This window comes from Lautropia dentalis (genome assembly GCF_003892345.1).
GTDB classification, from domain to species: Bacteria; Pseudomonadota; Gammaproteobacteria; order Burkholderiales; family Burkholderiaceae_E; genus Lautropia; species Lautropia dentalis.
On the sequence record NZ_RRUE01000002.1, the window covers coordinates 756,358 to 770,317 of the forward strand.

The 13,960-nt window shown below is 64.3% G+C and carries 8 protein-coding genes; 5 read left to right on the top strand and 3 right to left on the bottom strand.

Features of this window, described 5'->3' with window-relative positions; genetic code table 11:
• Positions 1-30 precede the first annotated feature (30 nt).
• Complete coding sequence (locus EHV23_RS11150) at positions 31-759, bottom strand: epoxyqueuosine reductase QueH (protein WP_238990432.1); 729 nt, start codon at positions 757-759, stop codon at positions 31-33.
• A 727-nt stretch (positions 760-1,486) separates the two neighbouring features.
• On the opposite strand from EHV23_RS11150, the gene EHV23_RS11155 reads away from it, so the two are divergent.
• The 4 genes from EHV23_RS11155 (at position 1,487) to EHV23_RS11170 (ending at position 10,438) form a co-directional block, all read left to right on the top strand.
• Positions 1,487-2,638, top strand: coding sequence for an efflux RND transporter periplasmic adaptor subunit (locus EHV23_RS11155; RefSeq protein ID WP_125096141.1), 1,152 nt, complete (start codon positions 1,487-1,489; stop codon positions 2,636-2,638).
• Positions 2,635-5,733 (top strand): efflux RND transporter permease subunit, encoded by a 3,099-nt coding sequence (locus EHV23_RS11160; protein WP_125096142.1) that lies wholly within the window; start codon positions 2,635-2,637, stop codon positions 5,731-5,733. Before EHV23_RS11155 ends, EHV23_RS11160 begins: the two co-directional genes overlap by 4 nt.
• 308 nt (positions 5,734-6,041) lie before the next feature.
• The gene (locus EHV23_RS11165) at positions 6,042-7,373 is read left to right on the top strand and encodes an efflux RND transporter periplasmic adaptor subunit (protein ID WP_125096143.1); all 1,332 of its coding nucleotides are present in this window, start codon (positions 6,042-6,044) and stop codon (positions 7,371-7,373) included.
• The gene (locus EHV23_RS11170; protein ID WP_125096144.1) at positions 7,370-10,438 is read left to right on the top strand and encodes an efflux RND transporter permease subunit; all 3,069 of its coding nucleotides are present in this window, start codon (positions 7,370-7,372) and stop codon (positions 10,436-10,438) included. The genes EHV23_RS11165 and EHV23_RS11170 overlap by 4 nt, the downstream gene beginning before the upstream one ends.
• Before the next feature lie 22 nt (positions 10,439-10,460).
• Here the strand turns inward: EHV23_RS11170 and EHV23_RS11175 are convergent, their stop codons facing one another.
• On the bottom strand, positions 10,461-12,476 hold the full coding sequence (locus EHV23_RS11175) for a TonB-dependent siderophore receptor (protein ID WP_158615944.1): 2,016 nt from the start codon (positions 12,474-12,476) through the stop codon (positions 10,461-10,463).
• A gap of 272 nt (positions 12,477-12,748) precedes the next feature.
• On the opposite strand from EHV23_RS11175, the gene EHV23_RS11180 reads away from it, so the two are divergent.
• Positions 12,749-13,081, top strand: a complete 333-nt coding sequence (locus EHV23_RS11180; RefSeq protein ID WP_275265100.1) for an HI0074 family nucleotidyltransferase substrate-binding subunit — start codon at positions 12,749-12,751, stop codon at positions 13,079-13,081.
• A 5-nt stretch (positions 13,082-13,086) separates the two neighbouring features.
• On the opposite strand, the gene EHV23_RS11185 is transcribed toward EHV23_RS11180, so the two are convergent.
• Positions 13,087-13,878: a DUF937 domain-containing protein gene (locus EHV23_RS11185; RefSeq protein ID WP_125096147.1), complete on the bottom strand. Its 792-nt coding sequence runs from the start codon at positions 13,876-13,878 to the stop codon at positions 13,087-13,089.
• Positions 13,879-13,960: the final 82 nt, after the last annotated feature.

The following is a 13,960-nucleotide window of genomic DNA, read 5'->3' on the forward strand; positions in this document are numbered from 1 at the left end:
CGGGTGACTGTCTGCATCGGCCAGATATCGCTACACACGCTCCCGCTGCAGCAGACCGGAGATGGCGGCCTCGTCGCCCTCCCCGGACTCCTGGCCAGCCTTCGTGACGAAGTCGGGCTTCTCGCCCGGGGGCAAGCCGTAGTACAGCTCGCCGATGCGGATGCGTTCACGCCCCTGTGAGACACGGTGTTTGTTGGAGTCGCGCAGCGAGTAGACGCAGCCGCAGTATTCCTGCTGGTAGAAGTGCTCGGCCTTGGCGATCTCGATCATGCGGGCCGAGCCGCCGCCCTTGCGCCAGTTGTAGTCCCAGTATTCCACGTCCGGGTAGCGGGCGGCGGCCCGGTGACCGCAGCCGTTGATCTGGTTCATGTCCTTCCAGCGCGAGATGCCCAGCGAGCTGGTGAACACCCGAAAACCGTGCTCGTGCGCATACAGTGCCGTGCGCTCGAAGCGCATGTCGAAGCAGACCGTGCAGCGCTCGCCGCGCTCTGGTTCGAACTCCAGTCCCTTGCAGCGCTCGAACCAGTTGTCGGAATCGTAGTCGGCGTCGATGAAGGTGATGTTGTGCTTCTGGGCGAAGCGGATGTTCTCTTCCTTGCGGATCTCGTACTCGCGCACCGGATGGATGTTGGGGTTATAGAAGAAGATGGTGAAGTCGATGCCCGAGTCCACCATCTTCTGCATCGGTTCGCCCGAGCAGGGGGCGCAGCAGGAGTGCAGCAGCAGCCGGTCGTGGCCGTTGGGCAGCTGCAGGGGCATGTCCTTTTCCTTGCCCTTCCTGCCCCGGCCCCGGGCGGGGGGCTGGCCCTGGCTGGTCTGGGGCTGCTGGGCAGACACGGTGGTGTGAGAAGTGGATGACGGCACGGCAGAGGCAGATGACGACAGGACGAAGCTGCGCAGGGTGGGCGGCGCAGGAAGGACGGACCCGTGCACCGGGCGGACGGGCCTGCCGTAAAGGGCAGATACAGGGCAGATACCCGCTACCCCGGCGAGGGACCGCCGGCATGATGAAGAGGGCACGGTACCCCATGCCCAACCCTTCATTATATAGAGGTGTTGGGTGGGGGTACAGACAGGCCGGGAACCGGAAACTGTCTGGATATGCCCGAGGCCAGAATCTGCTGTATACCTGGGGCCAGAATCCGCTGCGCGAAGCACTGACCTGGCCGAACCATACTGGGCAAAAGCGGAGCCATCGGAACGGGGATTTTTGATAGGTTGGCCGGCGGGGCAGCCGTGGGATTGCGTTTAGACTGACCCGAACGCATTCCGTCTGTCTGTGCATGGTGCCCGAGGATTCTCTGCAAAAGTCTTGCGGCACTTTGGCTTCCCTATTCAGGCGATCCGGTGCGTTGTCATTTTCCGCCTATGGCGCTGCCATTGCCGGCAGGGCGTCTTCTGACTCATTCCGATCCTGGGTCCAAAGCGCTTGCCGGCTTTTGCGGGGGCTTTCTGGTGGGTTTATCTTCTTTTTCTGCCGTTTGCCATGTCGAGTTCGCTGCGCGTTTTTCTGGGGATCTGCCTGCTGGTGATGTTGCTGGTGTGTGGGGTGGTCCTGTTCCGTCCCGATCTTTTCCGTATGAAGGCCGGAGGGGAAGATGGCCAGCCCGCCCAGGTGGCCAAACAGGAAGCAGCCCAGCGTCCCGCCATGGTGGTCACGGCAAAACCGCCGAAAATGGAACTGCTGCCCGTGCGGCTGGCGGCCGATGGCGAAGTGGTGGCCTGGCAGGAAGCCAGTGTGGCCTCCGAGTCCAATTCGCTGACGCTTTCCGAGGTGCTGGTGAATGTGGGCGACCGGGTGAAGAAGGGTCAGGTGCTGGCCCGCTTCAACGGCCGTACGGTGGCCGAGGACGTGACACAGGCGAAAGCAGCACTGGCCGAGGCGAAGGCGGGTGCCATGGAGGCACGGGCCAATGCCCGCCGGGCACGTCGCCTGCGGGGTACCGACACGATCAGTGAACAGCAGATCGAACAGTATGTGTCGGCGGACCGGACCGCGCGCGCCAAGGTGCGCTCGGCAGCGGCGGCACTGGCCTCCAAGCGGCAGAACTGGCAGAACGTCGAGTTGCGGGCACCGGACGATGGCGTGATCTCCTCCCGGGATGCCACGGAGGGTTCCGTGCCGGCAGCCGGTACCGAGCTGTTCAAGCTGATCCGTCAGGGCCGGCTGGAATGGCAGGCCGAGCTGGGCTCCGAGGAAGTGATGCGTGTACGGCCGGGTAACCGCGTGGAGGTCTATACCGCAGACGGAGAACCGGTGGAGGCGAAGATGCGCGCCCGTGCACCGTCGGAGAACACGAAGAAACGTACGACGCTGGTGTATGTGGACGTACCCGCCAGCCAGGGTCTATGGGCCGGCATGTTTGCACATGGATCCTTCGATCTGGGCGAGAGTCCTGCCCTGACGGTACCGATGGAGGCACTGGTGCCCAGTGACGGCTTCATGTATGTGTACCGGCTCAAGGAAGACGATCATGTGGAGCGGATCCGCGTGACGGCGGGGCGACAGGAGGGCAACCGCATCGAGATTACGCCGGTTGGGAATGCGAAACTCACGGAGGCTGATCGTGTGGTGGTCGAAGGGGCGGCGTTCCTGACCGACGATGATCTGGTCAAAGTGGCGGGGGCGAAAGAATGAACTTTTCGTCCTGGTCCATTCGCAACCCCATTGCGGTGGTGTTGCTGTTCATGATGCTGACGCTGGCGGGGTTTCATGGCTTCAGGTCCATGTACATCCAGCAGCAGCCGGACATGGAATTTCCGATGGTGACGATTGCGGCGTCGCTGCAGGGTGCCACTCCGGGTCAGCTCGAAAACGATGTGGCCCGCAAGATCGAGAACTCGCTGACCAGCATTCAGGGGGTGCGTCATACCACCACGACGCTGGGCGATGGCGTGGTGTCGATGATGGTGCAGTTCGAGCTGGAAAAGCCTGTGCAGGAAGCGCTGGACGAGGTGCGCTCGGCCGTGCAGAGCGTGCGGGCCGACCTGCCATCCGATCTGCCCGATCCGGTAGTGGGCAAGGTGGATGTCGCCTCGCAGCCGGTGCTGAGCTTTGCGCTGCAGTCCGACCGTCTGGACATGGAGGAATTGTCCTGGTTCGTTGACAATGAACTGAACCGCAAGCTGCTGGCGCTGAAGGGTGTGGGCAAGGTCACCCGGGTGGGAGGGGTGGACCGTCAGGTGCACGTGGATCTGGACCCGGTGAAGCTGCGTGCACTCGGGCTGACGACGGGTGACATTTCCACCCAGCTGCGCAACAATCAGATCGAGAGTGCGGGTGGCCATGCGGATATCTCGGAGAGCAAGCAGCCGCTGCGGATCCTGTCGCGGGTGAAAGCGGCTGCCCAGCTGGAGAAGGTGCAGATCACGACCAGTGACGGGCGGCGCCTGCTGCTGAAGGATCTGGGCACCGTGAAGGACACGGTCGAGGAGCCCTCCAGTTCGGCCTGGCTCGATGGCAGGAAGGTGGTGGGCTTCGAGGTCAGCCGCGCCCGTGACCAGGGCGAAGTGGATGTGGGGCGCAAGGTGCGTGGATTCATCCGGCAGCTTCAGCAGGACAGGCCCGAACTGAGGTTCACCGAAACGATGGATCTGGTATCGCCTGCGCAGGAAGTCTATGACGGCGCCATGGGGATGCTCTATGAAGGGGCGTTCCTGGCCGTGGTGGTGGTGTGGCTGTTCCTGCGCAACTGGCGGGCGACGCTGGTGTCTGCGGTGGCACTGCCGATGTCGGTGTTGCCGGCCTTTCTGGGCATGTACCTGTTCGGCTTCACGCTCAATGTTGTGTCGCTGCTGGCACTGATGCTGGTGATCGGTGTGCTGGTGGACGATGCCATCGTGGAGATCGAGAATATCGAGCGGCATCTCCGGGTGGGCAAGACGCCCTATCAGGCGGCGATGGAAGCGGCCGATGAAATCGGTCTGGCAGTGATCGCCACGACCTTCACGCTGATTGCGGTTTTTCTGCCGACGGCTTTCATGAGTGGCATTGTCGGGCGCTTTTTCAAGCAGTTCGGCTGGACGGCGGCACTGGCCGTGTTCGCCTCGCTGGTGGTGGCCCGGATGCTGACGCCGATGATGGCGGCCTATCTGCTCAAGCCACGGACACGGCAGGAAGAGGAGGATCCGGGCTGGCTCCGGTATTACATGCGTGCCGTACGCTGGGTGCTGGCACACCGGCGACAAACCGTGATCTATGCGGTGGTGTTTTTCGTGCTTTCACTGGCGTTGTCGTCGATGCTGCCGCAGGCTTTCACGCCGAGCAATGACAATGACCAGACCCAGGTACAGCTGACACTGGGGCCCGGTGCCACGCTGGCGCAGACTGAGCAGATGGCCGAACGTGCACGGGAGATCCTGGAGAAGAACCCTCATGTGAAGCGGGTTTACACGGCCATTGGCGCAGGTTCCAGTCTTCAGGATGTGGGCAGCAATGTGAAAACCACCAACAGCGCAACGCTGACCATCAACATGGGGACGCGTACCACCCGCCCCAGCAAGAAAGTGGTGGAGGCATCCCTGCGTGAAGCCCTGGCGGATCTGCCCGGTGCACGCATCAAGGTGGGCTTTGGTGACAATGGCCAGACTTATGCCTTTGCCGTGGCCGGTGATGACCAGGCAAGGCTGACGCAGGCAACCAGGTCCATCGAGAAGGAGTTGCGTGGACTGAAGGGAGTGGGCAATGTCACTTCCAGCGTCAATCTGGTGCGCACCGAAGTGATCGTACGGCCAAAGGCCGGACAGGCTGCCACGTTGGGTGTTACGTCGCAGGCCATCAGCGATGCGCTGCGTCTTGCCACCCAGGGTGACTACACGCAACTGCTGCCCAAGCTGAATCTGGACCAGAGGCAGATCGACATCGTGGTGCGACTGAACAAGCCAGCACGGCAGAGCCTGGAGCAGCTCCGGCGCATCGTGGTGCAGGGCAACGACGGCGCCGTGATGCTCGGTCAGGTGGCTGATCTGGAACTGGGTGGCGGGCCTGCCGTCATTTCCCGCTACGACCGGGAGCGCAATGTCGATTTCACCATCGAACTGGGGGACAAGGGGCTGGGTGATGTGGTACAGCAGGTGTCGAACCTGCCGGCCATCAAGCAGCTTCCCCAGGGTGTCCACCTGACGGAAACCGGTGATGCCGAGCTCATGGCCGAGATGTTCAGCAATTTCGGTTTGGCCATGCTGACTGGGGTGCTGTGCATCTGGGTGGTTCTGGTGCTGCTGTTCAGGAGCTTCCTGCACCCGGTGACGATTCTGTCGGCATTGCCTCTGGCCATTGGTGGGTCGTTCGTGTCGCTGCTGCTGGCCAAATACGATCTGTCGCTGCCCGTGCTGATCGGGCTGGTGACACTGATGGGCATCGTGACCAAGAATTCCATCCTGCTAGTCGAATACGCCATCATGGCGCGTCGGGAGCACGGCATGGACCGCTGGCATGCACTGATGGATGCTTGCCATAAGCGCGCCCGGCCGATCATCATGACGACGATGGCCATGGCGGCCGGCATGCTGCCGATTCTGCTTGGATCGAATAAGATCGACCTCAGCTTCCCCGCACCGATGGCCATGACCGTGCTGGGCGGCCTGATCACCTCCACGGCACTGAGCCTGCTGGTGGTACCGGCCGTGTTCACTTACATCGATGATTTCGGGCAGTGGATGCACCGGCTGTGGCATCGTTTCAGGCCGGGGCATCACCATCACGCTGAGCAGCAGCAGGTATCGGAGCAGTGATGGGAGGCTGGCAAAAGGCGTTGTGAGGGCCAGGAAGCTCCGCAAGGAAAATGACCAGAACCCATGACTGGTTGCGTGTGCGCAACATCACCACCGCTAAAGGCAGGTGCCGTAGTGCGTGTCACGGATCGCCTTTGTCCCGGGCAGGCAGGGACCATTCTGCAACGGCGGGTCGGGTGACGCCGTTTCGGGGCAGGTGTTTCCCATGATGTGACAACAGGACCGCATTCCGGCGAGATCGAAAAGGGCGCAGCGACGGGTACGGGGTAGACTTGAACGTTTGTGTCTTGTCTGCCCTGTCGCCTGCCATGTCGAGTTCGCTGCGTGTCTTTCTGGGGGTCTGCCTGCTGGTGCTGTTGCTGGTGGGCAGTGTGTTTCTGTTCCGTTCGGACCTGTTCCAGGCCGGAGAGGCAGGTGATGACCAGGCGCCGCCGCAGCGGCCGGCTGCCGTGGTGGCGGTGGCGCAGCCAGTGCAGACGCAGCTGCCGGTGCAGGTGCTGGCCGATGGCGAGGTGACGGCGTGGCAGGAGGCCAGTGTTGCCTCCGAGACCAATGCCCTGACACTGTCCGCGGTGCTCGTGAACGTGGGCGATACGGTGAAGCGTGGCGATGTGCTGGCCCGCTTCAATGGAAAGACCGTGGCCGCCGACGTGACCCAGGCCCGGGCTGCCCTGGCCGAGGCACAGGCGGCCGCAACCGAGGCCGACGCCAATGTACGGCGTGCCCGCCGGCTGCGTGGCACCGATACCCTGAGTGCGCAGCAGATCGAACAGTATCTGGCGGCCGGCCGGACGGCCCGGGCGCGGGTGCGTTCGGCGCAGGCCGCGCTGGCATCGAAGCAGCAGAACTGGCAGAACGTCGAATTGCGCGCGCCGGACGACGGCGTGATCTCGTCGCGCACCGCCACGGTGGGCTCGGTGCCCGCCGCGGGGACGGAGCTGTTCCGGCTGATTCGTCAGGGCCGGCTGGAATGGCAGGCCGAACTGGGTGCCAGGGATGTACAGCGCGTGAAACCCGGCGGTCCGGTGGCCGTCTACGCCGCCGATGGCACGCCGGTACCGGGCGTGATGCGCGCCCGTGCGCCGTCGGAAGACACGAAAAAACGCACGACGCTGGTCTACGTGGACGTACCGGCCAGCCCGGGCCTGTGGGCTGGCATGTTTGCCCGGGGGGCCTTCGACCTGGGCAGAAGCCCGGCGCTGACGGTACCGATGGAGGCCCTGGTGCCCAGTGATGGCTTCATGTACGTCTACAGGCTGAAGACGGATGGCCACCGCGGATCCGCAGATGACCGACGGGACATGGCACCGGGACACAGGGCGGGTGAGGGCACCGGCGCTGCGTCCGGACATGCAGAATCCGGCCATCCGGCTGCCGGACAGGGGGCGGCGACAGACAGATCCAGTGCATCGGCGGCATTTGTCCTCGTCGAACGGGTACGGGTGAAGACCGGCCGGCAGGATGGGGACCGCATCGAAATCCTGTCCGATGAAAGCGCGGGGGTGCCTGACGCAAGTGCGGCACAGAACGGACAGGGCCAGCGACCGGCCTCCCTGTCCGCACGGGATCAGGTCGTGGTATCTGGTGCGGCCTTCCTGACGGATGGCGATCTCGTGAAGGTGGTGGAGGCGACGGAATGAATTTCTCGTCCTGGTCGATCCGCAATCCCATTCCGGTGGTGCTGCTGTTTCTGATGCTGACGGTGGCGGGTCTCTACAGCTTCCGGAGCATGCGCATCCAGAACATGCCGGACATGGAATTTCCGATGGTGACGATTGCGGCGTCACTGCAGGGGGCCACGCCCGGCCAGCTGGAGAATGACGTGGCGCGCAAGATAGAAAACGCGCTGGTCAACATCCAGGGCAAGCGTCACATCAGCACCACGCTGGGAGATGGCGCGGTGTCGATGATGGTGGAATTCGAGCTGGACAAGCCGGTGCAGGATGCCCTGGATGAGGTCCGTTCGGCCGTTCAGGGCGTGCGGGCCGATCTGCCCACGGATGTGCCCGATCCGGTGGTGGACAAGGTGGATCTGGCCTCGCAGCCGGTGCTGGCCTATGCGCTGCAGTCCGACCGGCTGGACGAACAGGAACTGTCGTGGTTCGTCGACAATGACCTGAACCGCCGGCTGCTGGCCCTGAAGGGTGTGGGCAAGGTCACGCGCGTAGGTGGCGTGGACCGGCAGGTGCATGTGGACCTTGACCTGCTGAAGCTGCGGGCACTGGGGCTGACCGTGGGCGATGTGTCCATCCAGCTGCGCAACAACCAGATCGAGAGTGCCGGCGGGCATGCGGACATGGCCGGCAGCAAGCAGCCGCTGCGCATCCTTTCGCGGGTGAAATCGGCCGAGGCGCTCAAGCCGGTGCAGATCACCACGGCTGATGGTCGCCGGCTGCGTCTGGCCGATCTGGGCACCATCACCGACACGGTGCAGGAACCCACCAGCTCGGCCTGGCTCGATGGTCAGCGCATCGTGGGCTTCGAGGTCAGCCGCAGCAAGGGCGACAGTGAGGTGGATGTGGGACGCCGCGTGCGCGAACTGGTGCAGCAGCTGCGGCAGGAACGCCCCGACCTGAAGCTGACCGAAACCATGGATTTCGTGTCGCTGGCCAGCGAAACCTACGACGGCACGATGCACACGCTGTACGAAGGGGCGGTGCTGGCGGTGGTGGTGGTCTGGCTGTTTCTGCGCAACTGGCGGGCCACGCTGGTGTCGGCCGTGGCGCTGCCGATGTCGGTGCTGCCGGCCTTCATCGGCATGGCGCTTTTTGGCTTCACGCTGAATCAGGTGTCGCTGCTGGCGCTGACGCTGGTGATCGGGGTGCTGGTGGACGATGCCATCGTGGAAATCGAGAATATCGAGCGCCACCTGCGCATGGGCAAGACGCCGTACGAGGCCGCCATGGAGGCGGCCGACGAGATCGGCCTGGCGGTGATCGCCACCACGTTCACGCTGATTGCGGTGTTTCTGCCCACGGCGTTCATGAGCGGCATCGTGGGGCGGTTTTTCAAGCAGTTCGGCTGGACGGCCTCGCTGGCAGTCTTTGCCTCGCTGGTGGTGGCGCGCATGCTCACGCCGATGATGGCGGCGTACCTGCTGGCACCACGTACCCACGAGGCACGCGAACCGGGCTGGCTGCGCCTGTATATGCGGGGCGTGCACTGGGTGCTCGCGCACCGGCGGCAGACGGTCATCTATGCGGTGCTGTTCTTCGTGCTGTCGCTTGCACTGTCGTCGATGCTGCCATCGGCATTCATGCCGGCCGACGACAATGACCAGACCCAGGTGACGCTCACCCTGGGGCCGGGGGCAACGCTGGAACAGACCGAACGGCTGGCCGAACAGGCACGGGAAAAACTGGTGAAGCTGCCGCACGTCAAGCGCGTGTACACGGCCATCGGCGCCGGTTCGGGTGACGCCTTTTCGGGTAATGTGCAGACCACCAACAGTGCCACGCTGACCATCGACATGGGCGCGCGGGCCCATCGTCCCTTCAAGAAAATGGTCGAGCAGTCGATGCGCGAGGCACTGGACGATCTGCCCGGGGCACGCGTCAAGCTCGGTCTGGGCGGCAATGGCGAGCAGTATGTGGTGGCCGTCACCGGCAATGACCAGGCCCGGCTGACGCTGGCGGCCCGGGCCATCGAAAAGGATCTGCGCACGCTGCGCGGGGTGGGCAACATCACCTCCAGCGCCAACCTGGTGCGGACCGAGGTGCTCGTGCGGCCGAAGGCGGCACAGGCGGCGGCGCTGGGCGTGTCACCCCTGGCAATCAGCGATGCATTGCGCATTGCCACACAGGGTGACTATACGCAACTGCTGCCCAAGCTGAATCTGGAACAGCGGCAGCTCGACATCGTGGTGCGGCTGGAAAAGCCGGCCCGCGAGCGTCTGGACGTGCTGCGGCGCATTCCGGTGCAGGGCGGTGGCGGCACCGTGATGCTGGGCGAGGTGGCCGATCTGGAACTGGGCGGCGGCCCCGCCATCATTTCGCGCTACGACCGCGAACGCAACATCAATTTCACCATCGAACTGGCGGAAAAGGGACTGGGCGAGGTGGCCCAGGAGGTATCGAACCTGCCTTCGGTGAAGCAGCTGCCCGAAGGGGTGCAACTGCGAAACACCGGCGAGGCCGAAATGATGATCGAGATGTTCAGCAATTTCGGCCTGGCCATGCTGGCCGGCGTGCTGTGCATCTGGGTGGTGCTGGTGCTGCTGTTCCACAGCTTCCTGCACCCGGTGACCATTCTGTCTGCCCTGCCGCTGGCTATCGGGGGCTCCTTCGTGGCGCTACTGCTGGGCCGCTACGACATGTCACTGCCCGTGCTGATCGGACTGGTGATGCTGATGGGTATCGTGACGAAAAATTCCATCCTGCTGGTGGAATATGCCATCGTGGCCCGCCGCGAGCAGGGCATGGACCGCTGGCACGCGCTGGCAGATGCCTGCCACAAGCGGGCGCGTCCGATCATCATGACGACGATGGCCATGGGGGCGGGCATGCTGCCCGCCATCATCGGTTCGGCCTCCAGCGACACCACCTTCGTTTCCCCGATGGGGATGACGGTGCTGGGTGGGCTGATCACCTCCACCGCACTCAGCCTGCTGGTGGTGCCGGCGGTGTTCACCTACGTAGATGATTTCGGGCAGTGGATGCACCGGCTGTGGCACCGTGCTGCAACGAGGCACGGACACACGCACTGATTCTGCCCTTGCAGGCGCAGGCTCAGAACCTGTACGTCGCCGTCAGCAGATACCGCCGCGACGGCCCCCACGTGTAGCGGTTGTAGAAGCCCACGGAGTCGTAGTATTTTTTGTCGAACACGTTGTAGACGTTGGCCTGCACCGACCAGTTGCGGTCGATTTCGTAGCGGGCCATCAGGTCGACGAGTGCGAAGGATTTCTGGCGGATCTGCTCGGCGGCATCGGTGACCGGGTTGTCGACATCGGCATGGATTTCGCTCTGCCAGTTCACGCCACCACCCAGTTCCAGCCCCTGCAGTTCCTCGCCCAGCCGGTACGTGGTGAACAGTTTGAGCTGTTTGCGCGGATGGTTGGTGCCAATGACGGTGCCACTGGCGTCCTTGATTTTGTACTGCGTCCAGCCGGCACTGATGTCCCACACCGGCGACAGCGCACCGGTCACGGTGATTTCATATCCGGTGGAACGGGCCCCTTTTGCCGCGCGATAGGCTTGGCTGGTGGTGTTCGGTACCAGGTTGGCACCATCGGCCACGGCCAGGTTGTCCTGCTGGATGCGGAACAGCGCCAGGTCGGTCTGCAGATGACCGCCAAGTGCGCTGCCCTTCAGGCCCACTTCGTAGCTCTTGCCCTTGATGGGGTCGAGGTAGTTGCCGTTTTTGTCCTGGTTGGTCTGCGGTTTGAAAATGCTGGTGTAGCTGGCATAGGCCGTGGTTTCCGGGCTGACATCGTAGGCGAGGCCGGCATACGGAATGACCTGGCGGTCATGCTTGATGGTGTAGCCGGTGCTGCGCCAGCGGGTGGGGGCTTCCTTCTGCTCGTAGTTGGTGATGCGGCTACCCAGAATCAGGTGCGAGGGCGCAGACAGCTGCAGGCGGGCCACACCGTAGAGGGCGTTCTGGGTGGTCTTGCTGGCGGCGCTCACAAACGGGTCACCCCAGGCCGTGGGGAAGGGGTAATCGCCGGTCCAGTTGTTGAAATCGCCAAGGCTTTCCTGAATGCCGGCAGTGGGACTGCGACTCATGACATTGACATCCAGTTTGCCATGGCTGGCGCCCAGTACCAGTTCGTGATGCATGCCGTCCACCTCGAAGGGGCGGCTGGCCTGCAGGTCGATCTGGTCCTGCTTGCGGTCGATGTCGTACCACGACGCACCCGATGTGGTGATGCCCAGGCCGGTGGTCCGGTTGGGGTTGCCGGTGGCCCAGAGCAGACGTGCGTCGGCCTGGTTCTGGATGCGGTTGTAATCCAGCCGGATGTCCCAGGCGTCCACGCGCTGCTTGAGGGTGGCAAACCATGTTTTGCTGGTGCTGCCCCAGTGCGACCATTTGGGGGCCGTGGTCTTGCTGCGCGGCCAGTCGGTGCGGGTGCCGTCGTCATACCAGGTGGGCAGGCCGCCCCACATGCCAGCCCTTGGCTTGTCGCGCTGGCGGCTGACGCCCACGCTCAGCTGCGTGTCGGGCGTGAGATCGGCATCGATGACGCCATAGAAGGTGTTCCTGCGCTTTTCGTACAGGTCGATGTAGCTGTCGCTTCGGTCGATATTGGCGACGAAGCGGCCGCGGACACTGCCATCGGCGTTCAGCGCGCTGCCGATGTCGGCATCGAGCCGGCGTTCCTTCCAGCTGCCAAGCCCGAAACCAACCTTGCCCGTGAGCTGGCGGCTGTTGGCGTGCTTGCGGATCTGGTTGATGGCAGCCGACGGATCGCCCGCGCCGGTGAGCAGGCCAGTGGCGCCGCGCACCACCTCGATGCGGTCGTACAGAATGGTGTCATCACGGCTTTCCCCGGCACTCCAGGGGCCGCTGATCGCCATCGGCACACCATCGGTGCGCAGGTTGTCGATATCGAAGCCCCGGGCGCGGAACGCGTTGCCACGGCTGTCGTAGGTGCTGCTCGAAATGCCAGGGGCGTATTGCAGGGCCTCGGTGAGGCTGCCGGCACCCTGGTCCGTCATCTGCTGGTGGGTGATGACGCTGACCGACTGCGGTGTTTCGCGCGGCGACAGCGACAGGCCGGTGGTGGGGTGGGCGGGCAACACGCCGGTACAGGGCCAGCGCGGGGACGGATGAGCATGACACGTGCCAGGTTCGCCCGTGGATGCCAGGAGACTGCGCCGGGGGCATGATCCGGAGAACGGCGGCACAATGTGCCGGATCGACGGGATCCCGGAGGACATCTCCATGAACGGGCAGGGACACGAACAGAAACTGGATCTGACCGCACTGCGGGGAGCGACGGTATCGCTGGAGGGGGGCTCTGGGTGTCCTGGCCGCCGTTGGTGACGCGGATGCCCTGGTTGCGGGCCTGGCGGTGCCTGCGTTGAGGGAGACGCTGATGGCCGGCGTGGTCAAGAACTTCGAGTTCGTCTACGAACTGTCCACGAAGACGATGCGCCGCTTCGTGCAGATGGAGGCCGAGGTGCCGGATGAAGTGTCGCAATGGGGTTTTCGCGACGTGCTGCGCCACGTGGCAGACCGCGGGCTGATCGATGATGTGCAGGTCTGGTTCGATTACCGGACGATGCGCGGGGAAACCGGGCTGGCCTATATGCCGGAAAAGGCACGGGCCGTGTGTGAATCGGCCCGTACGTTGTTGCGCGATGCTCGCGCGTTATTGGCGCAGCTGGAATTGCGCGCCGGCTGAAAGGCTCAGCGCCCGCCGAACAGCGAGCTGCCCAGTTTGACGATGTCGTGCATGTCGAGCTTGCCGTCGCCGTTCTGGTCGAGCAGGCCGCTCAGGCCGCCGCCGGTCTGGGCGTTGATCTGCTGCTGCTCGTTGGCCAGCGCTTCATTCATCTGTTCCTTGCCGCCGCCGTTGCGGCCCAGGTAGCGCCCGGCCAGGAACGACAGGACGACGGGCAGTAGCAGGGTGACCAGCTTGCTGGCACCCTGGCTGCCCAGGCCGGTGGACTGGCCCAGTCCTTCGGTGGCGCGGGCGGTGGCCTGGCTGCCGAAGACGGACGAGAGCAGGTCTCCGGCGTTGCCGGCTGCTGCACCGCCAGGGCCGCCAGCGTCCTGGCTGGCGCTTGCCTGGGTGTTCTGGGCCTGTGTCTGGGTACCCGTGCCGCCCAGCACACTGCCCACCAGCCCGCCGAGCATGCCGCCCAGACCGCCGCCGGATGCGCCGCTGGACGATGCCGCGCCACCCAGCAGATTGCCGGCCAGACCGCCGAGGATATCACCGAGGCCACCACCCTGACCGGCCAGTGCATGGGCCTGTGTTCCGCCCGACCCGCCGAGGGCGCCGAGCAGGGCATCTGCGGCCGAACCTCCCTGGCCGTTCTGCGCCTGGTTGCCCAGTGCGCCCATCAGCAGCGGCAGGGCCTGGCTGACGGCCGAGCTGGCCTGATCCGTGCTGGTGCCCAGCTGCTGGGCGATCTGCTGCATGGGCGCGCCCTGCAGCTGGTTGAACAGTTCCTGGGTGAGACTCTGGTTGGGCATGGGAAGTTCCTGTCAGTGGTGGAAGGGCGTGCTGGCCGGAGATGGCCGGGCTTCGACGCTCAGGCGGGGGCAGGTTCGTGTC